Raw genomic sequence first — 21205 nt, forward strand, 5'->3', positions numbered from 1 at the left:
CAGTACTCAGTTATGTTGGATCGGCAGGCGAATATGGAACTGGGCACCTTGCTCCGGTTCGCTGATGCAGTTGATGCGACCGCGCAGCAGCTGCACTACCAGGTTGTAGATGATGTGGGTGCCGAGCCCGCTGCCGCCTTGGCCCCGCTTGGAGGTGACGAAGGGATCGAAGATGCGCGGCAGTATCTCGGGCGGGATGCCGCGGCCGTTGTCGCTGTAGTCGATCAGCAGCTCTTCACCCTGTTGCTCTACCTTGATGGTGATCTTCTTGGGTTTGTCCCAGTTGTCGAAACCGTGGTTGATGGAGTTGAGGATCAGGTTCGAATAGATCTGGGTGAAGCTGCCGGGGAAGGAGAAGATCGACAGCTTGGGATCGCACTGGATATCCACCTCGCACTGGGCCTTCTTCAGCTTGTGGCCGAGGGAGACCACTACCTGATGCAAGTTGTCGGCGAGGCTGAAGTTGTAGCGCGCCTCGGACGACTGGTCCACCGCCACCTGCTTGAAGCTGGCTATGAGCTCGGAGGCGCGGCGCAGGTTGCCCTGCAGCAGCTGCATGGATTCATCCAGATTGACGGTGAATTCGGTGAGATAGGAGCGCGACAGCTGCTTGGATTCGATGTGCTGCTTGAAGTCGGCCACCCGCTCCTGCAGGTAGGAGGAGGCGGTCACGCTGATGCCGATGGGGGTGTTGATCTCGTGGGCCACGCCGGCCACCAGGGAACCGAGGGAGGCCATCTTCTCCGACTCCACCAGGGTCTGCTGGGCCTGTTTCAGATCGTCGTAGGCCTTGCCCAGCTGGTCGTTGGCATCGCTCAGGCTGCGGGTACGCTCCACCACCTTGCCTTCCAGCTGTTCGTTGAGCTGGATGATTTCCCGCTCCACTTTCTTGAGGCGGGTGATGTCGTAGCCGAAGCCGATCAGATACTTGAGGTTGGGCCCCTCGTAGAAGGGGGCGAAGGTCCACTGCAGCACCAGCTCGTGGCCCTGCTGGTCATGCATCATGACCTCTTTGTCTTCGATGGAGCCGTGATCGGCCAGGGTGGCCGCCAGCTGGTCGCGCTGCTCCTTGCTGACGAACAGATCCAGCCAGTTGTGCTGCAGTATCTCCTGCTGGTGGTAGCCGGTCAGCAGTATGGCCGCCGGGTTGATGCTGGCGATGTTGAGGTCCGGCTCCATGCAGCAGATGACCATGTTGGCGGAGTTGATCAGGGTGGCGGAGAAGTCCCGCTCCTGCTGCAGCTGTTCGGCGGCTTGATGGCGCGCCGCAAATTCGTCGAGCAGCCGGGTGCGCATCTGGTTGAGGGTGGCGACCAGGGTGTCGAGCTCGTCAGGTTTCTTGCGGGGCAGCTGGCGCCCCTCCAGGGTCAGCTCGTTGGTGAGCCGGTCCAGATTCAACTTCTGGGCGTAGTGGGCGATGCGGTTGAGGTGACGCACCACCAGGTAATAAATGATGATCAGGATGCAAAACGAGACCACCAGGGTCTTGATGGTCTGGCTGACCATGATCAGCACGGATTTTTCGATGAGGCGCTGGTAGATCTGCTCCAGCGAAGCGGCGACGAACAGCTTGCCCACCACCTCGCCCTGATAGGTGAGGTTGAACTCGCGGGAGATGTCGTAGCTTTCCCGCTCCACTCCCTGGGTCAGCAGCGGCACTTCCGAGTTGCCGAGCATCTCCTTCACCATCACGAACTGCATGTTGGGCAGGTTCATGATGCCCTCGATCTGCACCTTCACCTGCTCTTCATCCAGGTTCCACAGGCTGGCGGCGATGGGCTGCAGGAAGGAGGCCTCGATCTGGCCGATGCTGTCCTCGATGACGGCCACGTCCTTGCGGTAATCCCAGGCAAGCTGCAACACCGTAATGATCATCGCCAATACGGTACTGCACACCAGAATGTAGGAGAGCAGGCGGTATGAGAGTCCGTTACGGCCGACGGCCCTAGCGGTCTTGGAGAAGAGTCCTGACATGGCGTCCTTGCGGTCTGGATATATTGCCATTTAGTTTAACTGCTTCATGCACTTATGTCGTGTTTCGTTCGCGTGATAAAAACAAGGCCCCGAAATGGGGCCTTGTTGATTCAAAAAGGTTTTTAATGACTCCCTTTCGCCTTGGGCGGAATGGATTCATCAAATACCGGCAGCGGTTTGTGTTCGGAGGCCAGGTAGGTGTAGATCACCGGCAGTACGAACAGGGTGAACACGGTACCTATGGCCAGACCGGCCACGATCACGATGCCGATGCTGAAGCGCTGGGCAGCCCCGGCCCCCGTGGCATAGAGCAGCGGGATGAGACCGGCGATCATGGCGGCCGTGGTCATCAGGATGGGGCGCAGACGCACCTTGGCTGCGGTCATGACGGCTTCTATCCGGTTGCGGCCGTGCAGCAGCTGCTCCTCCTTCGCCACTTCACAGATCAGGATGCCGTGCTTGGTAATCAGGCCGACCAGGGTGATCAGACCCACCTGGGAGTAGATGTTCATGGTGGCGGCACCCCAGGCCAGGGCGATCAGTGCCCCGCTGATGGCCAGCGGCACGGAGACCATGATCACCAGCGGGTCACGGGCCGATTCGAACTGGATCGCCAGCACCAGGAAGATGATGGCCAGCGCCAGACCGAAGGTGGCGTACAGGGCGCTGCCCTCGGTCACGAACTGGCGGGCCTCGCCCATGAAGTCGTAACGGTAGCCCTGCGGCAGCTTCTCGTCCGCCGTGGTGTTGAGCCAGTTGATGGCATCACCCATGGTGGTGCCAGGCATCAGCACGGCACCTATGGTGGCGGAGTTGAGCTGGTTGAAGTGGGGCAGGGAGCGCGGTTCACCGATCACCTCGATGCTGATCAGGCTGCCGAGCGGGATGGATTTGCCATCGGCCGCCCGCACGTAGTAGCCCTTGATCGACTCGGGGTTGAGGCGGTATTTGCGCTCGACTTGCGGGATCACCTCGTAGGAGCGGCCATCCAGGTCGATGCGGTTGACGTAACCGTCCGACATCATGGTGCCCAGGGTGATGCCGATGTCCTGCATGGTGATGCCGTAGGCACCCGCCTTGTCCTTGTCGATCTTGATCTTCATGGTGGCGGAGTCGTACTGCAGGTCCAGCTCGGAGTAGACGAAGCGTCCGCTCCCCTGGGCTGCGGTCAGGATCTCGCTGGCCACCTGATAGAGGCTCTCGAAGTTGTTCGGCGTGGTGATGACGAACTGCACTGGCAGGCCGCTCGAGGCGCCTGGCAGTTCCGGGAACTGGAAGGTGGTGATGGACATGCCGGGCACGTCTTTCACCAGCCCGGCCACCCGGTCCAGCACCTCTTTCTGGCTCGCTTCACGCTGGCTCCACGGCACCATGGAGGCGATGCCGAACGCCTGGTTGGCGTTGAACACCCCGGAGAAGACCTGGGAGAAGGCCACTTCCGGCTGGGAGTCCAGCACCTTGTTCACCTGCTCCATGGTCCCCTGGATGTAGTCCAGGTTGACGTTGGAGGGGGCGGTCCCCAGCACGGCCATGACGCCCTTGTCCTCGTTCGGCGCGAGCTCGCTCGGGATGAACTTGAACAGCATCGGCAGGCTGGCGAACACGATAACGGCGAACAGCACCACCACGATGCGCTTTTGCATCACGGCGTGCAGCATGGCGTCGTAGCGTACCGTCATGCGCTCGAGCAGGTGGTGTACCGTGCTTTCGAACTTGCCCGGCTCCTCGTTGGCCTTGAGCATCTTGGCGCACATCATGGGCGACAGAGTCAGGGCTATGATGCCGGAGACGAACACGGCGCCCGCCAGGGTCAGCGCGAACTCCTTGAACAGGGAGCCGGTGATGCCCCCCATCAGGGCGATCGGCGCGTACACGGCGGCCAGGGTGACCGTCATGGCGATGACCGGCACGGCGATCTCGCGGGTGCCTATGATGGCGGCACGGAACGGATCTTCCCCCTCCTTGACGTGACGATCCACGTTCTCCAGCACCACGATGGCGTCATCCACCACCAGGCCGATGGCCAGCACCATGGCCAGCAGGGTCATCAGGTTGATGGAGAAGCCGAACATCTGCATCACCATCACCACGCCGATCAGACTGAGCGGGATGGTGATAATCGGGATGATGACCGCGCGGAACGAGCCGAGGAACAGGGTGATCACCACCAGCACGATGGCGGCTGCCTCGGCGATGGTCTTGATCACCTCGTGGATCGATTCGTTGATGGCCACGGTGGAGTCATAGAGGACGTTGGCCTCCATGGTGCTCGGCATGTTGCTCTTCAGGCTCGGCAGCATCGCCAGCACGTCGTGGGCGATGTTGATCGGGTTGGCGGTCGGCGCCGCGTTGATGGCCAGTACCACGGCCTCGCGGCCGTTGGCGGTGGCGCGATAGGTGTCGTGGCTCTTCTCCAGGGTCACCTTGGCGATGTCGGCCAGGCGGATCACCTTGCCGTCACGGGTGGAGACCACCAGGCGCTCGAGCTCCTCGGTGGTGTTGACCTGGGTCTCGGCGTTGCCGTTGTAGAGGGTGAAGTAGCCGGTAGCCTGGCCGGTGGCGGACTGATAGTTGTTGCTGTTGAGCACGTTCATCACGTCCGCGGCGGTCAGATTGAACGCCGCCATCTTGGCCGGATCCAGCCATACCCGCAGGGCGTACTTGGTACCGCCGTACATGTCGACCTTGGAGACGCCGCCGACGGTGAAGAGCTGGGGCTTGATGACCCGCTCCAGGTAGTCGGTGATCTGGCTGGCGTTGAGCTCTGGGCTGGTGAAGCCGATGTAGAGCACCGCCGTGGTGGAGCCGGTGGACATGGTGACCGAGGGGTCTTCCGACTCCTTGGGCAGCTGCGATCGCACCGAGTTGACCTTGGCCAGAATGTCGGACAGGGCGGCGTTGGGATCGGTGTTGAGCTTCATGTAAGCGGTGATGGTGGAGCTGCCGAGCTGGGTGGACGACGTCATGAAGTCGATGTTGTCCGCCTGGGCGATGGCCTGTTCCAGCGGCTGGGTGATGAAGCCCTGGATCAGGTCGGCACTCGCGCCGTAATAGCTGGTGCTGACCGTGACGACCGTGTTGGTCATCTCGGGGTATTCCCGCACCTGCATCTTGAACACGGCCTGCAAACCCAGCAACGCGATCAGGAAGCTGATCGAGATGGCCAGGATGGGCCGTTTGATGAATATGTCGGTAAAGCGCATCTGTCTCTCCGCGTTTTACAGCATGGGAGCCTGGTCAGGAACCTTCAGACCCTGGTCCTGCACGATTTTTACCTTGGCGCCGTTGCTCAGGCGTACCTGGCCTGACATGACCACTTCGTCACCCGCCTTGATGCCGGAGACCACGTGGGCATCGTTGCCCTTGCGCTCGCTCACCTTGACCACCACCTGCTCGACGCGCTTCACGCCGTCCTGCTCCTTGACCAGGTAGACGTTCTCGCCGTACAGGGTGAAGGTGATGGCGGTCTGCGGCAGCACTATCTGGTCTTTCTGGGCCGGCAGCAGGATGCTGGCGCGGGCAAACATGCCGGAGCGCAGCAGGCCGTCGTTGTTGGGGATGTTCGCCTGCACCTGGATCAGGCCGCTCTGGTAGTTGACGGCCGGCTCGATGGCGCTGATGTGACCCTTGAACTGGCGGTTCGGGTAGGCATCCACGTTGATCCGGATCTCCTGATTCAGGCTGATGCGGGAGATGTCGGTCTGCGGCACTGTGAAGCGCAGGCGCATCACGCTGGTGTCTTCCAGCCGCACTATGTCGGTGCCCGGTTGCAGGTACTGACCGAGGAAGACGTTGCGCAGGCCAACCACGCCGGCAAACGGTGCGCGCACTTCGCGGCGGGCGATGGTCGATTTCAGGCTCTCGATGTCGGCCTCGAGGGAACGATAGGTCGCCTCGGCATCATCCAGCTGGTCGCGGGAGATGGAACCCTTGGTAAACAGGTTCTGGTAGCGTTCGTACTTGGCCTTGGCCGCCGGCAGCTTGGCCATGGAGGCGCGCAGGTTGGCCTTCTCGACGCTGGCGTCCAGGCTCAGCAGCAGCTGGTCCAGCTTGACGGTGGCGCCGGATTCGAAGGAGATGCTGTCGATGGTACCGGACTGCTCGGTCGACAGGGTCACCCCCTGATTGGGTTCGATGAAGCCGATCGCCTCGATTGTCGGTACCCAGTCACGGGTCTCCACCTTGTGGGTGGTGACCGGGAACTCGGGCTCCGGCATGTTGGCCATGTAGTTGGCTATCATCTTTTGCTTGAACAGGTTGAAGCCAATCACGCTGCCGAACAGGGCCAGCGCGATGAGCAACATGATGCTCATCCACTTTTTCATGAACTCTCGCTCCTGAGATATGAGTGCAATGTTTAAGGGGTCAAAATGGCTCGCCAGCTGGCCCGGATCACGGCTTCCAGCTGCTCTTGCGTCAGTTCGAATTGGTGCACCTGGCTTTGCAACGCCAGGTTCGCCACACAGTCCAGGCTCAGCACCTGCAGTACCCGAACGGGCAGGTCGATAAACAGGCCCTGTTCTATCCCCCGTTCGTAGAAGCGATCCAGCGGGGCCCAGGCGGCCTGGATGACCGGGTCCTGCTCCAGCTCCGCTCCCAGCGGGGATGTTTCATACTGCAATTTGCATTTGAGCGCGTTCGGTTCGTCGACAAAGATGGCGTGGATGTTGAGCCACAGCCGCCGAAATTGTTCGAACGATACCTCCTCTGTCTGCACGCCTTCCATGACCAGGGGATGACACTGGAGGATGGTGTGCCGATAGAGTTGACGGATGAGGTCATCCTTGTCGCTGAAATAGCGATAGATGGTGCCTGCCGCCACTCTGGCTTTCTTGGCCACCACGGCAATGGAGAGGCCGTGGAAACCCTGTTCGCCGAGTACTTCATGAGCCGCATCGAAAATGCGTTCTTTCTTGTTCATGATTGGATGATCACAACGGCTGAATGAACGTTCATTCATTCTAGGGAGGCTTTGAGGCAAGTCAAGTTTTGCCCATCGCTGTCAGCAAGATGGGGTGGGGGCAAAAGTAGCGGGGAGGGGGCGGAACTGGCCTGAATAACACAAAATCGCTTAAAAAAAGCCAGAAACGATGGAAAAACAAGCGGTTGATTCGGCTTGATAAAAAAAGGGTAGACAAGGTGGGCCCTCATCATTAATATTGCGCCCCGTTCGACAGCGTAGCGCCCGTAGCTCAGCTGGATAGAGCGCTGCCCTCCGGAGGCAGAGGTCACAGGTTCGAATCCTGTCGGGCGCACCATCAAAAGTGCGCCGGTTAAACGGGCGAGTTGAAGAACGAAAACAGCTGTGGTGGCTGTAGCTCAGTTGGTAGAGTCCCGGATTGTGATTCCGGTTGTCGTGGGTTCGAGCCCCATCAGCCACCCCATTTTACAGCTTGTCAGGTACGCGAAGGTGGCGGAATTGGTAGACGCGCTAGCTTCAGGTGTTAGTGCCCCCCGGGTGTGAGGGTTCGAGTCCCTCTCTTCGCACCATACTTGCTGTATAACGAGGATGACCGCATGGTCGTCTTTGTTTTTTGTAGAATCAAAATATTCTCGGTGATTAGCGCAGCCCGGTAGCGCATCTGGTTTGGGACCAGAGGGTCAAAGGTTCGAATCCTTTATCACCGACCACATTCTGAAAAACCTCGCTTCGGCGGGGTTTTTTGCTTTCCGCCTTGCCTATCATCCCGGCTTGCCGCGTCGCTGTAACGTTTGTTTACACTCTATCCGGGCAGTCTTGTCCCCCCTTCAGTTATCCTGCCAGCTGGAGTCCTTGGTGACCGGATGTCACAGACCTCTTTCAGGCTTTTTTATGCATAACAAAATCTCGATTTTCTCCTGCAGACCCGCAGTCATGGCCGCCCTGCTGCTGGGCGGTTGTACCCTCAAGCCGCCGATGGATGAGGTGATGAACTCCATGGTCTCCCAATCGCAGAGCGAGTCTGCCTCCTCCCTCTTGCTGACCTACAACGGCTTCTGTGTCGGTGTTGCCGGGCAGCAGGCCGTCACCCAGGTGTGCGGTGGCAAAGACACCAGGTCGTTTGAGTGGGCGCTGGGGGAGCTGAAGATGCAGGAGACATGCCTGCAGGCCAGAAGCGGCAATGAGCTGATCCTGGCTCCCTGCGATGGTCATGCCCAGTGGGTGTGGCGGGAGGACAAGCTGTTCAACAACAAGGCCTCCCGTTGTCTGGATGTCGCGGGGAGGCGTCATACCCCGAATACGCCCTTGCGTTTGGCAGAGTGCTATGGCGGTGCCAATCAGAGCTTCCTGGTCGGGGGGATTGAGTGATGCGTCCATCTCCTTTGATTGCCGCCTGTCTCTCGCTTTCGCTGGGAGGGTGCCAGAGTCTGGACTCTTCGGATTTTCTGCTGGGGGCCGTGGTGATCGGTGCCATAGGTGCTGCCGCCTACTACGACCACAAGCAGGAGAAGAAGGAAGCCCGCAAGCGAGAAGAGTCGGGGGGGCAGTTGCTGGCAGCCAATGGCAAATGCCTCGACATTGCCGGTGGCGTGCGCAATGGCAACCAGTTGCAGCTTTGGGACTGCAACGGCGGAGAGAACCAGCGCTTTCGTCTGGATGGCAAGGCGGTGAAGGTCGGCGGCAAGTGCCTGGACGTGGCCGGCGGCGATCGCGACACCGGGGCCAGGGTGATCGCCTGGGATTGCCATGGCGGCAGCAATCAGCAGTGGCGCTGGGAGCGGGATCGGCTGGTCAGCCGCAGCAGTCACCTCTGTCTGGACGTATCCAAGGATGGCAGTGCCAATGGTACTCCCCTGATCCTCTGGCAGTGCCATGGGGGCGACAACCAGCGCTTTCGAAGAAAATAACCCCGGATTGCCAATGCCAGTCAGCATCAACTGACTGGCATTGTTTTTTGGCGTGTCCCGGTGAACGGGGATCAGTAGTTGACTACTTTTTTGGCGTTCCACACAGTCATGGCGAGCAGCATGGAGACCACGGAGGCACCTAGCCAGAAGTACTGGGCACTGCTGAAGTCATAGTGGGTCACGCCGTCGATCTCGCTGGTCTTGATGAGGGCCGCGGAGACCAGCTCCTGGATGGAGGCGGCGATGTAGGAGCAGAGGCCGATGAAGCCTTTCACGGCCCCGACCGCCGTCTTGGGCATCAGGTCGCAGGCGGTCAGACCGGCCAGGAACACCACCAGACCACCGATGGCGTAGCCGATCAGGGCCAGCGCGACGGCATCCATCATGCGGCTCTGCGGGCCCCAGAACATCAGGCACATGCCGGCCACGTTGGCCAATCCGTACAGCAGGGTAGGAATGTGACGGTTGGCGTTGAATACCTTGTCGGAGATGATCCCGGCCAGGATGGCGCCGAGGAAGCCGGCGATGGGGTAGGCCGACATGGCGAAACCGGCGTCGATCAGGCTGTAGCCCTTCTGCTCCTGCAGGTAGAGCACGGCCCAGGAGCTCATGGCGTAGCGGGACATGTACATGCAGGCGCAGGCGGCGGCGATGAGCCAGACGACGGGCTGCTTGAGCACGAACAGCTGGGCGCGGCGGATTTCGGCCGGATCCACTTTCTTGGCGATCTCGGGGGCTTCACCAAAGGCGACGGCCGGCTCCGGCAGGGCATAGGTCTGCGGCCGATCCTTCAGTACCAGATACATGCACAGGGCGGCGATCAGGGAGGCGATGCCGGCGCCGATGAAGCCGGCCTTCCAGCCGAAGTAGCTGACGATGGTGGCGGTCAGGATCCAGGAGATGCCTTCCCCTATGTTGCGCGAGCCACCCCAGACCGAGTAGACCGAACCCCGCTGCTTGGGGGAGAACCACTGGAAGATGGAGACGCAGGAGGGGGCGGAGCCGACGGACTGGAACCAGCCGTTCAGGCCCCACATCAGCACCAGGAAGAAGGTGGCGGTGTTCATACCCATCAGGATGGTGCAGATGGACGAGAGCCCCAGCGAGACCGACATGAAGCGGCCTATGTTGGCGTAGTCGGAGAGGAAGCCGTTGGAGAACTTGCCGACGGCGTAGGTGAACAGGAAGGCGGAGCCGATGACCCCCAGCTCCTCCAGGGTCACCACGCCGGAGTCCAGCATGGGTTTCTTGACCACGTTGAGGCTCATGCGCACGACATAGAACATGGCATAGCCCAGTACCAGCCCCAGGAAGACCTGCCACTGGTACTTGCGGTAAATCGAGCGGATTTTATCGGGCGAGGCATCCATGACCGGCAGGTCGGCTCGCGTCTTGAAGAAGTTGAACATGGGGTTCTCCGTTTCTATTTTGGCAGCATGGTTTCAGAGGGAGCTCTGATAGCGGCTGCCATCATATGAAGGGAGAAATTCAGCCGGCAAAAAGCCGGATATGGGTCAACTCTGACTCAATCATGGGAAAACCATGAGTCAAAAATGACATATTTGAACTGTCCTATTGATATTCGATGAATAACAATAGCCGCGTGCCGAGGCATAATGAGTCAGAACTGGCTCATCCTCGTGAAAATAAAAATTACGGCATGTGCCGAATATTAGATGTACTGCACATATTCCTGAATTAACGCGCGAGTCGACCGATAGTCATGCACCTCTTTTGCCGCCGGCTGGCCCTGTTCATGGGCAGCGTTTTGTTGCCATTCAGCACCCTGCAGGCCGCTTCACTGACGGTGCTCACCTCGTTTTCGGAGGCGCCGGTCAAGGCGGTGATCGAGGGCTTTGCCGAACAATATCCCGGGATCCGGGTCGAAGTTATTTATCGGCGCACCATTCCCTCCCTGCGCTTATTAACGGAGGCCGATGCACCGCAAGTCGATATTATCATGTCCTCTTCGCCGACTTTTTTTAACACGCTGGACAAAGCCGGTTTGTTGGCGGCTTTGCCAAATGAAACTATGCCGCCCAAATGGCTCGCTCCCCATACCCTGGGGCTGGGCAATAAAGTGGCCGTGGTCGGTTATTCCAGCAGTGGCATCATGTATAACCGCCATTATCTGGCCAAATATCAGCTGCCGCAGCCCACCAGTTGGCAGCAACTGGCGTCCCCGCTCTTCATGGGGCACGTGATGATGAGCTCCCCCTCCCAGTCCGGCACCACCCACATGATGGTGGAGAGCGTGCTGCAGCAATATGGCTGGCAGCAGGGCTGGGCCCTGCTGATGCGCCTGGGTGGCAATCTGTCGGCCATCACGGCGCGCAGCTTCGGGGTGAGCGACGGCATCAGCCGCGGTCTGGCGGGGGCCGGCCCGGTGATCGACAGCTACGCCCTCACCAGCCAGGCCCGCTTCGATCATGTCGGCTTCAACATCATGCCGGACTCGGTGATCCTGCCGACCTACCTGGGGGTACCCCGTCGCTCGGACAATCCGCACAGTGGCGCCCTCTTTATCCAGTACCTGCTCTCCGACAAGGGGCAGGGGATCCTCGCCACTCCCGGCATGGCCAAGGCCACCCTGAGCCAGCCCAGGCTGGCCAGGCAGACCCGTTACGTCACCGACAAGGCGCTGCTCTATCGACGGGCAGGCCTGCTCAAGGCCCTGTTCGAGCAGGCCATCACCCAGCAGCTGCCCAGGCTGAAGATGACCTGGCAGGGGATCAACGGGTTGAATACCCATGGCGAGCCCTGGCGGGTTGCACTGCTGGAGCAGGCCGTCGCCAAGGCGAGCACGCCGCCGCTGAGCGAGCAGGAGGCGCAGGACCCGGCCCTGCTGGCGCTGTTTGACGGCCTCTATGACCGGGAGCAGGGCAATCCGCAGGCGGAGCGGGTGATGCACCAGTGGCGCCAGGCGACCGAGGCGCGCCTGAACGAGGCGCAGCGGCTGGTCGAACAGGCGGCCAGGCCATGAGCCGGCTGGGGCACCTGCTGGCCATGCCGCGCAGCCTGGGGCGGCGGCTCATCCTCGCCTTCGTGGCCATCACTGCCCTGACCGGCGCCATGGGCATGGCCGCCTATGTGATGTGGGATCGGCTGGGCCGGCAGATCCACCTCATCGTGGAGGAGAGCCTGCCCGCCATCGACAACGCCTATCAGCTGGAGCGGGCCAGTTCCCGCCTGTTGCTGCTGCTGGCCCAGCTGCGCGACACCCGGGATCCGGTGCAGTACCAGCGCCTCTCCCACGCGGTGTCGACAACCCTGCGGGACATCCAGCGCGCCTACCGGCTGGGCACCCCGGGGGATCAGGAGACACCCTTGCAACGCCAGGCGTTCGAGGAGCTGAGCGCGCTGGTGGCGGATCACGGGCGCTACCTCAAGCAGCAGATCGAGCACGCCGAAACCCTGCAGCAACTGCAAAAGCGCAGCAACTGGCTGCATCAGGATCTGGTGGACGATGCCGCCCCTCTGCTGCAGGAGGTGGAGTGGCACCTGACCGGCATGGTGGCCAGCCCGGACGACATGAGCGAGTTTGGCAATGTCATCAAGGAGTTCTCCGCCCTGCAGGATCTCACCTTCAAGGAGAACGAGCTGCAGTCCCTGGTCGGCGAGGTGATCGCCCAGCGTTATCAGCAGGATCTGGAGAGCGCCTTCCTGTTCATCGGCTACAAGATCGACGAGATAGACGAGCTGACCTCGCGGCTGGCGGAGTACCCCTCGACCGTGAGCTACCGCCAGATCCTGCAGGACATCATCATCCTGGTAAAGCCGGATGGCCCGCTGCACCGGCTGCTGCTGGCGGATGTGCAGACCCATCAGCAGCTGACGGCCCTGCGCCCCCGGCTGGACGACGCCGTGTCGCGCTATCACCAGAAGGTCAGCCTGATGGTGAGCGACGCCAACCGCTCCCTCAGCGCGCTGGGGGAGGACAGCAGCCAGCAGGTGGCGACCGGCAAGCTGGTGATCCTGGTGGTGCTGGCGCTCACCCTGCTGCTCAGCATCTTCGTGTTGGTGGTGCTGATAGGCCGCCGGCTGATCAAGCGGCTCGACTTGTTGGGGCAGGAGCTGGACAGGGTCGCGGTAGGCCGGCTGGACGTGCCGGTCAGCACCAGCGGCCGGGACGAGATCGGCCGACTGGGCGACAGCCTGCGCCACTTCAGCCAGCAGTTGCAGCAGATGGAGCGGGCCAATGCCCTCAACCTCATCAACAACACCCAGGCCTGTCTCATCACCTGCCATCCTGATGGCACCATAGAGTCGGTCAACCCGAGCGCGCTCACCCTGTTCCGGCAGACCGGCGTCGAGCCGGGCCGGCCGTTGTGGCAGGCCTTTCCGGCAGAGGCGAGGGCGATGCTGGCGGAGCAGTTCGGGGCGGACCAGCCGCTGCACCGGCTCGGCCACAGCGAGTGCACCCTGGCCTGCGATCAGGACGAGACGCCCCGTTTCCTGCATCTCAACCTGCGCCGCTTCGAACAGGGGCGCGGGTACAGATTCATCATCACCATCACGGATGTCACCCGCCAGGAGCTGACGGCCAGGGAGCTCAGCCTGCGGGTGGCGGAGCGTACCCGCGAGTTGACCGAGAACAACCGGCTGCTGGCGGAGGAGGTGGTGCAGCGCCAGCAGGCGGAGCGCACCCTGCTGCAGACCCAGGATGAGCTGATCCAGGCGGCCAAGATGGCGGTGGTGGGGCAGGCGATGACCAGCCTGGCCCACGAGCTGAACCAGCCGCTGTCGGCGATGATGACCTACCTCTACACCAGCCGGGCGGCCCTCGCCGCCGGCCAGCTGCAGGCGCTGGACCAGGACCTGGGCAAGCTCGACAATCTGGGGCGGCGCATGAGCCGCATCATCAATGCGCTGCGCCATTTCGCCCGCAAGTCGCCGGCCGAGGAGGTGCGGGTCCGGCTCGAGCTGGGGGCGCTGGCCGAACAGGCCGTGTTGCTGCTGGAGACGCGGGCGAAACGCGATGGCTGCACCCTCTGCAACGAGTTGCCGGAGGGGCTCTGGCTCGAGACCGACCCAGTGCTGCTGGAGCAGGTGCTGGTGAACCTGCTGGTAAACGGGCTGGACGCGGTGGCCGGACTGGCGCGGCGGGAGATCCGGCTGCAGTTGCTGGCGCAGAGCGACGCCCGGCTGCGGCTGGCGGTGGTCGACAGCGGCGCCGGCTTCGGCGAGGCGATCCTGCCCAGGCTGTTCACCCCCTTCACCACCTCCAAGGAGGTCGGGCTGGGACTGGGGTTGACCATCTGCCGCTCCCTGCTGGCCCGCTGCGGCGGGGAGATCATGCTGGGCTCGGCGCTGACTGGCGGCGCCATGGTGATAGTGGAATTGGCGGCGGTCGACCCTGCCGGGTCGAACGCCCATCAGAACGAGGAGAGTGCCATCTATGCTGTTGCCCGCTAACCGTCCCGCCAACGTGCTGCTGGTGGACGATGACGAGGACGTGCTGGAGTCCTATTGCCACCTGTTGCGGCTCTCCGGCTACCAGCCGAGGGCGACCACCTCCCCCCACGAGGCGCTGGAACTGCTGGCCGGCCAGTGGCCCGGGGTGCTGGTCTCTGACATCTACATGCCCGCCATGAACGGCATGGAGCTGTTGGCCCGGGTGCACGAGATAGATGCCGAGATCCCGGTCATCATGATCACCGGCCACGGCGACATTCCGCTGGCGGTGAAGGCGGTGAAGCAGGGGGCGTTCGACTTTCTGGAGAAACCGCTTCATCCCCAGGATCTGCTGGGCCTGCTGGAGCGGGCCTGCCAGCAGCGCACCGCCGTGCTGGCGCGCCGCAGCGAGATCCAGGCGACGGTGGATGACGAACTGATCGGTACCAGCCCGCAGATAGTGGCGATCCGCGGCCAGCTCAACCAGCTGGCGCAGACCGACAAGGATCTGCTGCTGGAGGGGCCGGCCGGCTCTGGCCGCCACACCCTGGCCCGGCTGCTGCACAGGATCAGCGCCCGGCGGGAGCAGGCCTTCCAGCTGCACGACTGCGGGTCGGCACCCAGCCTGGCGGAAGTGCAGGCCAGCCTGGCACTGGCGGGGCAGGGTACCCTGGTGCTGCAATCCCCGGCCCGCCTGAGCGCCGACTGCCAGCGCTGGCTCGGCAACCACCTGCTGGATCAGGAGCGCAAGGGAGGCAAGTCGCTGCGCACCATAGCGCTGTTCGAGGAGTCGCCGGAGGCGCTGGTGGAGCGCCAGCAGCTGATGCCTGAGCTCTACTACTTCCTCTCCCAGGTGCGGCTCAGGCTGCCGCGGCTGGTGGAGCGCAGCTGCGACATCATTCCCCTGTTCCGGGCCTTTCTGCGACAGGGCTGCAAGCGCATCGGCCGGCCGGTGCCGGCGGTGGATCGCGCCTATCTGGAGACGCTCAAGCGGCATCAGTGGCCCGGCAATCTGCGTGAACTGCGCAACGTGGCCGAGCTCTATGCGGTGGGGATCGTCAAGCTGGCCGGTGCGGAGCGGGCCATGCCGCTGGCGAGCGGCAAAGAGCCGCTGGACGATCTGGTGGAGGAGTTCGAGCGGCGGGTGATCGAGGATACCCTGTTCCTCTTCTCCGGCCGGGTGACCGACGCCGCCCAGTACCTCGGCATTCCGCGCAAGAAGCTCTACCTGCGCATGAAGAAGCATCAGCTCGACAAGGAGCAGTTCAAGCCGGCCACCTGAGGGGTTGCCGGCCTGCTCGTTCGGAGGATTATCCGGGTGGGAGCACGCCATGAGCCGCAGCGTGGCTCATGGTGCCTTGTCTCAGGCGACGTCGACGCCTTGCAGGGCGAACAGCTGCTCCAGATAGACGGCGACGCCGTCCTCGTCGGAGCTCAGGGTCTGCTCGTGGCTGGCCAGCGCCAGCTTGAGCCGGTCGTGGGCATTGCCCATCACCACGCCGCGGCCGACCATGCTCAGCATCTCGAAGTCGTTCATACCGTCGCCGAAGGCCACTGCCTGGGACATCTCCAGCCCGTGCTGCTCCAGCACGGCGCGCACCGCATTGCCCTTGTGCACCCCGGCGTGCATCACCTCGAGGCAGTCCGGCAGGGAGAAGGTGACGTTGAGCCGATCACCATAACGCTGGTTCAGCTCTGTCTCGATCTGCAGCAGCTTCTCGTGCTCGCCGATGTAAAACACCTTGTTGACCTTGTCCAGCGGGTGGCTGGCGAGATCGGTCAGGCGGTAGCTGAAGCCGGATTCATGATGGAACTGCAGCAGCCAAGGCATCTCCTCTTCTACCAGCCACTCGTCGCCGTAGTAGAGGTTGATATGGATGGAGGGGTCTCGCTCCAGCGCGATCAGCTCGGCCGCCACGCTGTCCGGCAGGGCCTGGTTGAAGATCAGTTGATCCTGCTTGTCGTGCACCACGGCGCCATTGGAGGTGATGAGATAGATGTCGAGCCCGAGCGTGTCGCGGATGCTGCGCACATCCACATGGTGACGGCCGGTGGCCACTACGAACTTGACTCCCTGATCCACCAGACGGTGCAGGGTATCGCGGGTGCGGGGGGAGATCTGGTGCTGCCCGTTGAGCAGGGTGCCATCGAGATCAGATACAACGACCTTATACATCATCACCTCGGGGTTACGAATGAAAGCGGGAGCAGTGTACAGCAACCGCTCCCACGACCCCATTTATTTAGGGATACAAAAAATAACCAGCCGCTAGTAGCGCGCGAAGAAGGCCAAGGTGGCGTTGAGTGCGGCCTGGCGCTGGGGATCGGCCTCCATGAACAGCTCGTGCCAGGCTCCTTCGATGCGCAGCGGCTTGCCCCCTTCGCAGCGAGCGTGCGCGCAGAAGGCGTCCTGCGCGGCGTTGTCCACCACGCTGTCGTCACCAGCCTGCAGCAGCAGCAGCGGCGTCTTGATGGCGCCGGCCCCGGCCACGGCGGCGTCCGCCCCCGTCAGCCCCTGATAGATCCAGTGGGCGGTGGCGCCCCCCAGCTTGATCTGCGGGCGCTGCTCATAGAGCTCGCGGAAGGCCTGATAGCGGGCTTCGCTGTGGCTCAGACCGTTGTCAGCAAAGGCGTGGCTCTCGTACGGGCCCTGACCCGGGCCGTAGGGAGGCTCGCCCAGCCAGCAGCCGACCGTGCCTATGGTGGCCGCCAGCCCCTTGGCCAGCCACTTGGGCAGGCCGCCCAAGTTGATGCCCATCATGGGGGAGGAGAGCACGGCCGCCTCGATGTCACCGGGCCAGCGCTCCAGATAGCGGGCCGAGATGGCGCCGCCCATGGAGTGGGCCAGCAGGAACAGCTTGGCGGGTTGGTCCGGGGCGATCACCTCGTCATGAAACTGCTTGAGATCGAGCACATAATCGTCGAACTGGTCGACATATCCCTTCTCCGGGTCGGCCAGCAGCCGATCGGACAAGCCCTGGCCGCGGTGGTCGATGAGGTAGAGGCTGTAGCCCTGACGCCACAGATCCCAGGCCAGCTCCTGATACTTGAGGTAGCTTTCGACCCGGCCGTTGACGATGAGGATGGCGCGATCGACCTTGGCCTGGCGCAGGGCGGCATAGCGGATGGTGATGCCATCCTTGCCCTTGAAGGCGCTTTCGACGGCGTGCTGGCGCCAGAAGTCGGGCAGCGTCTGCTGATGGAGGGTGGCGACGTCGGCTTCCGGCGTCAGCTGGTAGGGATTGTTCACGGCGAGGGCTCCGGCAGAAAACAGGGTCAGGGCCAGCAGGGCGGGCGATATCAGCTTCATGATGCCGACTCTTGCTGCCAGTGCTGGTAAAGCCCCTCGATGTCGCCCGAGCAGAGCAGCGGCATGGCCGCCTGCAGGCGCGGCAGCGGCCAGTCCCACCACCGCATCTCTTGCAGCAGGGCAATCTGCTCATCGCCGAAGCGGCGACGGATCGGCTTGGCCGGGTTGCCGCCGACTATGGTGTAGGGCTCCACATCCCGGGTGACCACGGCGCGGGTGGCGATAACGGCGCCATCGCCTATGGTGATGCCGGGCATGATCATGGCTTCCGAGCCGATCCAGACATCATTGCCGACCCGGGTATCCCCCTTGCGCTGAAAGCCGCTCTGCACCCCGTCGCCAAAGGTGGCCGGATCGAACGGGAAGGTGGATACCCACTCCATGCGATGGCCCTGATTGCCGGCCAGCAGGAAGGTGGCACCCGAGCCGATGGAGCAGAACTTGCCGATGAGCAGGCGATCCACCTCGCCCCAGATGCCGCTCTCCCAGGTCTCCCGGGTCGAGCCGTCACCCAGCAGATAGCGTACGCAGTGATCCTCGAACGTCTTGCCATGGTAGTAGCCGGAGTAGTAGCTGTAGTCGCCCGCCTCGATATTGGGGTTGCTGAGATGCTCCCGTATTACCTGGGACTCCAGCCAGCTGCCAAAGGGACTATTCATTATTATTGCTCCTGTAATTGCTCATCTTGCTGTGCTGCCCAGCCTTTGCGGGTCAGCTGCATCTGCTGCCACCACTGCTCGTCAGCCAGGATCTCGCCGGCCGGGCCGAGCTGGGGATAGGGCATCTCCTTCTCCTTGCAGAGCTGGGCATAGATGGGATAGCCCCCCTCGAACAGAATGCTGTTCTGCTCTTCCAGACTTAAGGGGCAGCCGCGTTGATAACAGCCGGCCAGCTCGCGTTGGCGCTGGGCCTCGTAGAGGATGGCGGCGGCGGCCACCGAGACGTTGAGGGACTGCACCATGCCCACCATGGGGATGACGATATGGTGATCGGCCAGGGCCAGCGCCTCTTCGCCGATACCGTGCTTCTCCTGGCCCACCAGGATGGCGGTGGGTTTGGTGTAGTCGATGGCGCGAAAATCCACCGAGCTGTCGGAGAGGTGGGTCGCCAGGATCTGCATGCCGGAGGCCTTGAGCTCGGCCACCGCGCTGCCGATGTCCGGGTGCAGCTTCACGTCCACCCAGTTCTGGCTGCCGCGGGCGGTACCCTTGCGCTTGTGGATCCAGCTCTTGGGCCAGATCGCGTGTACCCGGTGGATGCCGATGGCATCGGCGGTGCGCACGATGGCGGCCAGGTTGTGCGGCTTGTGGACCTCTTCCATGCAGACGGTCAGATCGAGCTGGCGCTGGGCCAGCATGTCGGAAATTCGTTTGAAGCGTTCAGGTGTCATGTCAGTTTCTATCGGGTGAGGCAGGTGCGCGCATCGCTTGCATGCACAGGGTCAAATCGGGCTGGCGCCGGGCCAGCATGTCTCTTGAAAAGCAGCAGGCGGCTTGCGCCGCCTGTGTTCAGTTTTTCTGCCGGCTCACCTTGAGCACGTTCGGCATCACCCGGATCTTGCGCATGATGTTGGCGAGGTGGATCCGGCTCTTGGTGGTGATGAGCAGGGTGACCAGATAGACCCGGCCATCTTTCTCTTCGGTGCTGATGGCGTGAATGTTGGCGCCGGTGGCGGCAATCACGTTGGCCAGCTCCGCCAGGGCGCCCTGGTGGTTGACGATCTCGATGCTGATGCCGGTACGGAACTCCTGTTCCTGCTCCTTGTCCACTTCCCACTGCACCGGCAGGTACTTGTCCGGCTCCTTGCTGTAGCCCTTGATGTTGCGGCAGGCTTCCTGGTGGATCACCAGCCCCTTGCCCGGGCTGATGTGGGCGATGATGGCGTCCCCTGGGATGGGGCGGCAGCAGTTGGCAAAGGTGACCAGCATGCCGTCGGCACCCTTGATCGGCATCTTCTTGCTGCTGGACTTGGGCTGCTCTTCCGGCGGCAGTTCATCCCCCAGCATGCGGCGCGCCACCATCACGCTCATGGCGTTGCCAAGACCCACGTCGGCCAGCAGGCCCTGCAGGTTCTCGTGCTTGGTGTCGGCCAGCACCTGCTTGATGCGCGGCTCGGGGATGTCTTCGATGTTCTTGGCGCCGAGCGCATGGTTGAGCAGGCGGCGACCCAGCACCACCGACTCCTCGGTGCGCAGGTTCTTGAGGAACTGGCGGATCTTGGAGCGGGCCTTGGTGGTCACCACGAAGTTGAGCCAGGCCGCGTTCGGGCGGGCCCCCGGTGCCGTGATGATCTCCACCGTCTGGCCGGAGTGCAGCGGGCTGCTCAGCGGATAGGGGTGGCGGTCGACCCGCGAGCCGACGCAGGCGTGGCCGATGTCGGTGTGTACCGTGTAGGCGAAATCCACCGGAGTGGCCCCAGCGGGCAGCTCCATGATGCGCCCTTCCGGCGTGAACACGTAGATCTCGTCGGGGAAGAGGTCGGTCTTGACCCCCTCGATGAATTCAAAGGAGCTGCCGGCGCTCTGCTGCAGCTCGAGCAGGCTCTGCATCCAGCGCTGGGCGCGGATCTGGGCGGTAGTACCCGAGCTGTCGCCATCCTGTTTGTAGGCCCAGTGGGCGGCGACGCCCTTGTCGGCCATCTGATCCATGAATTCGGTGCGGATCTGCACCTCCACCGGCACCCCGTGCGGCCCCACCAGCGAGGTGTGCAGCGACTGGTAGCCGTTGGTCTTGGGGATGGCGATGTAATCCTTGAAGCGGCCGGGGCGGGGCTTGTAGAGGCTGTGCATCTGGCCCAGCACCCGGTAACAGGTATCTATGTCCTTCACCCTCACACGAAAGGCGTAGATATCCATTACCTCATGAAATTGCAGCTCTTTTTTCTCCATCTTGTTGTAGATGGAGAACAGGTTCTTCTCGCGGCCGCTGACCTGGGATTCGATGCCAGCCTCACGCAGCCGGCCTTCAATCTCGCTCTGGATGGAGTCGATGATCTCGCGGCGATTGCCGCGGGCGCGCCGTACCGATTCGCGCAACACCCGCGAGCGCATGGGGTAGAGCGCCTCGAAGCCCAGCTCTTCCAGCTCGTTCTTCATGGTGTGAATACCGAGGCGGTTGGCGATGGGGGCGAAGATCTCGAGGGTTTCCCGGGCGATGCGGCGGCGCTTGTCCGGTCGCAGGGAGCCCAGGGTGCGCATGTTGTGGGTGCGGTCGGCCAGCTTGATCAGGATGACCCGGATATCCTGGGTCATGGCCATCACCATCTTGCGGAAGTTCTCGGCCTGGGCCTCCTTGCGATCGCGAAACTTCAGCTTGTCGAGCTTGGAGACGCCTGATACCAGCTCGGCGACGGCATCGCCAAACAGTTCGGCCAGGTCGGCCTTGGTGACAGGGGTATCTTCGATGACGTCGTGCAGCACGGCGGCCATCAGGGTCTCGTGATCGAGGCGCATGTCACCGAGAATGCGGGCAACGGCAACCGGGTGGGTGATGTAGGGCTCGCCGCTGGAACGCATCTGTCCCTGGTGAGCATCACGGGCCACCACATAGGCTTGCCTGAGCTTCTCCACCTGCTCGGGTGGCAGGTAGGAACTGGCTATTTCTTTAAGATTTTCAAATAAATACAAGACAGTCCCCGCAGCGGTGAAACGGCAATCCGTGGATATAGAGGGTATAGTCCTGAGTTTGCGAGGTTTTCGA

The 21205-nt window shown here is 62.4% G+C and carries 15 protein-coding genes and 4 tRNA genes; 9 read left to right on the plus strand and 10 right to left on the minus strand.

The window, feature by feature from the left end; genetic code table 11:
- Positions 1 to 6: 6 nt before the first annotated feature.
- The 4 genes from ACB033_RS20510 to ACB033_RS20525 form a co-directional block, all read right to left on the minus strand.
- Entirely contained in the window at positions 7 to 1974 is a 1968-nt protein-coding gene (locus ACB033_RS20510) for an ATP-binding protein (RefSeq protein WP_185450505.1), read from the minus strand.
- A 122-nt stretch (positions 1975 to 2096) separates the two neighbouring features.
- Positions 2097 to 5177: a multidrug efflux RND transporter permease subunit gene (locus ACB033_RS20515; protein WP_010635626.1), complete on the minus strand. Its 3081-nt coding sequence runs from the start codon at positions 5175 to 5177 to the stop codon at positions 2097 to 2099.
- Between the two features lie 15 nt (positions 5178 to 5192).
- The gene (locus ACB033_RS20520; protein ID WP_005307097.1) at positions 5193 to 6299 is read right to left on the minus strand and encodes an efflux RND transporter periplasmic adaptor subunit; all 1107 of its coding nucleotides are present in this window, start codon (positions 6297 to 6299) and stop codon (positions 5193 to 5195) included.
- Between the two features lie 32 nt (positions 6300 to 6331).
- A complete protein-coding gene (locus ACB033_RS20525; RefSeq protein ID WP_019839352.1) occupies positions 6332 to 6895 on the minus strand; it encodes a TetR/AcrR family transcriptional regulator in 564 nt (187 codons plus the stop codon).
- Positions 6896 to 7155: 260 nt separating this feature from the next.
- Between ACB033_RS20525 and ACB033_RS20530 the strand changes: the two genes are divergently transcribed.
- The 6 genes from ACB033_RS20530 (at position 7156) to ACB033_RS20555 (ending at position 8802) form a co-directional block, all read left to right on the plus strand.
- Positions 7156 to 7232 (plus strand) — tRNA-Arg (locus ACB033_RS20530).
- A gap of 50 nt (positions 7233 to 7282) precedes the next feature.
- Positions 7283 to 7358, plus strand: a tRNA-His gene (locus ACB033_RS20535).
- Positions 7359 to 7378: 20 nt separating this feature from the next.
- A tRNA-Leu gene (locus ACB033_RS20540) sits at positions 7379 to 7464 on the plus strand.
- A gap of 64 nt (positions 7465 to 7528) precedes the next feature.
- Positions 7529 to 7605 (plus strand) — tRNA-Pro (locus ACB033_RS20545).
- A 181-nt stretch (positions 7606 to 7786) separates the two neighbouring features.
- Complete coding sequence (locus tag ACB033_RS20550; protein WP_306729537.1) at positions 7787 to 8263, plus strand: ricin-type beta-trefoil lectin domain protein; 477 nt, start codon at positions 7787 to 7789, stop codon at positions 8261 to 8263.
- Between the two features lie 14 nt (positions 8264 to 8277).
- Positions 8278 to 8802 carry a lectin gene (locus ACB033_RS20555; protein WP_017766490.1) on the plus strand — a complete coding sequence of 175 codons (525 nt, stop codon included), beginning with the start codon at positions 8278 to 8280 and terminating at the stop codon, positions 8800 to 8802.
- Positions 8803 to 8873: 71 nt separating this feature from the next.
- Here the strand turns inward: ACB033_RS20555 and ACB033_RS20560 are convergent, their stop codons facing one another.
- A complete protein-coding gene (locus tag ACB033_RS20560; RefSeq protein ID WP_005307086.1) occupies positions 8874 to 10211 on the minus strand; it encodes an MFS transporter in 1338 nt (445 codons plus the stop codon).
- A gap of 347 nt (positions 10212 to 10558) precedes the next feature.
- Between ACB033_RS20560 and ACB033_RS20565 the strand changes: the two genes are divergently transcribed.
- From ACB033_RS20565 to ACB033_RS20575, 3 genes are read left to right on the plus strand one after another with little or no spacing between them, the layout of a single operon-like run.
- Complete coding sequence (locus ACB033_RS20565; RefSeq protein ID WP_371140722.1) at positions 10559 to 11785, plus strand: ABC transporter substrate-binding protein; 1227 nt, start codon at positions 10559 to 10561, stop codon at positions 11783 to 11785.
- On the plus strand, positions 11782 to 14217 hold the full coding sequence (locus ACB033_RS20570) for an ATP-binding protein (protein WP_139725592.1): 2436 nt from the start codon (positions 11782 to 11784) through the stop codon (positions 14215 to 14217). Before ACB033_RS20565 ends, ACB033_RS20570 begins: the two co-directional genes overlap by 4 nt.
- On the plus strand, positions 14201 to 15478 hold the full coding sequence (locus tag ACB033_RS20575; RefSeq protein ID WP_139725591.1) for a sigma-54 dependent transcriptional regulator: 1278 nt from the start codon (positions 14201 to 14203) through the stop codon (positions 15476 to 15478). The genes ACB033_RS20570 and ACB033_RS20575 overlap by 17 nt, the downstream gene beginning before the upstream one ends.
- A gap of 81 nt (positions 15479 to 15559) precedes the next feature.
- Here the strand turns inward: ACB033_RS20575 and ACB033_RS20580 are convergent, their stop codons facing one another.
- From ACB033_RS20580 to spoT, 5 genes are all read right to left on the minus strand, one after another.
- Entirely contained in the window at positions 15560 to 16372 is an 813-nt protein-coding gene (locus ACB033_RS20580; protein WP_017780337.1) for a Cof-type HAD-IIB family hydrolase, read from the minus strand.
- A 93-nt stretch (positions 16373 to 16465) separates the two neighbouring features.
- Entirely contained in the window at positions 16466 to 17506 is a 1041-nt protein-coding gene (locus tag ACB033_RS20585; protein WP_139725590.1) for an alpha/beta fold hydrolase, read from the minus strand.
- Positions 17503 to 18165, minus strand: coding sequence for a CatB-related O-acetyltransferase (locus tag ACB033_RS20590; protein WP_019839357.1), 663 nt, complete (start codon positions 18163 to 18165; stop codon positions 17503 to 17505). The genes ACB033_RS20585 and ACB033_RS20590 overlap by 4 nt, the downstream gene beginning before the upstream one ends.
- A 2-nt stretch (positions 18166 to 18167) precedes the next feature.
- Entirely contained in the window at positions 18168 to 18896 is a 729-nt protein-coding gene (gene trmH / locus ACB033_RS20595; protein WP_117405690.1) for a tRNA (guanosine(18)-2'-O)-methyltransferase TrmH, read from the minus strand.
- Positions 18897 to 19014: 118 nt separating this feature from the next.
- Positions 19015 to 21132, minus strand: a complete 2118-nt coding sequence (spoT, locus tag ACB033_RS20600; RefSeq protein ID WP_005307064.1) for a bifunctional GTP diphosphokinase/guanosine-3',5'-bis pyrophosphate 3'-pyrophosphohydrolase — start codon at positions 21130 to 21132, stop codon at positions 19015 to 19017.
- Positions 21133 to 21205: the final 73 nt, after the last annotated feature.

The sequence above is a fragment of the Aeromonas sp. S15(2024) genome (assembly GCF_041402265.1).
GTDB classification, from domain to species: domain Bacteria; phylum Pseudomonadota; class Gammaproteobacteria; order Enterobacterales; family Aeromonadaceae; genus Aeromonas; species Aeromonas dhakensis.

Excerpts from the sequence above, each read along its gene's own strand:
- ACB033_RS20550 (WP_306729537.1), top strand. The coding sequence starts at position 7,787 with ATGCATAACAAAATCTCGATTTTCTCCTGCAGACCCGCAGTCATGGCC.
- ACB033_RS20515 (WP_010635626.1), bottom strand. The coding sequence starts at position 5,177 with ATGCGCTTTACCGACATATTCATCAAACGGCCCATCCTGGCCATCTCG.
- ACB033_RS20525 (WP_019839352.1), bottom strand. The coding sequence starts at position 6,895 with ATGAACAAGAAAGAACGCATTTTCGATGCGGCTCATGAAGTACTCGGC.
- trmH (WP_117405690.1), bottom strand. The coding sequence starts at position 18,896 with ATGACACCTGAACGCTTCAAACGAATTTCCGACATGCTGGCCCAGCGC.
- ACB033_RS20585 (WP_139725590.1), bottom strand. The coding sequence starts at position 17,506 with ATGAAGCTGATATCGCCCGCCCTGCTGGCCCTGACCCTGTTTTCTGCC.
- ACB033_RS20590 (WP_019839357.1), bottom strand. The coding sequence starts at position 18,165 with ATGAATAGTCCCTTTGGCAGCTGGCTGGAGTCCCAGGTAATACGGGAG.
- ACB033_RS20580 (WP_017780337.1), bottom strand. The coding sequence starts at position 16,372 with ATGTATAAGGTCGTTGTATCTGATCTCGATGGCACCCTGCTCAACGGG.
- ACB033_RS20565 (WP_371140722.1), top strand. The coding sequence starts at position 10,559 with ATGGGCAGCGTTTTGTTGCCATTCAGCACCCTGCAGGCCGCTTCACTG.
- ACB033_RS20570 (WP_139725592.1), top strand. The coding sequence starts at position 11,782 with ATGAGCCGGCTGGGGCACCTGCTGGCCATGCCGCGCAGCCTGGGGCGG.
- ACB033_RS20575 (WP_139725591.1), top strand. The coding sequence starts at position 14,201 with ATGCTGTTGCCCGCTAACCGTCCCGCCAACGTGCTGCTGGTGGACGAT.
- ACB033_RS20520 (WP_005307097.1), bottom strand. The coding sequence starts at position 6,299 with ATGAAAAAGTGGATGAGCATCATGTTGCTCATCGCGCTGGCCCTGTTC.
- ACB033_RS20560 (WP_005307086.1), bottom strand. The coding sequence starts at position 10,211 with ATGTTCAACTTCTTCAAGACGCGAGCCGACCTGCCGGTCATGGATGCC.
- ACB033_RS20510 (WP_185450505.1), bottom strand. The coding sequence starts at position 1,974 with ATGTCAGGACTCTTCTCCAAGACCGCTAGGGCCGTCGGCCGTAACGGA.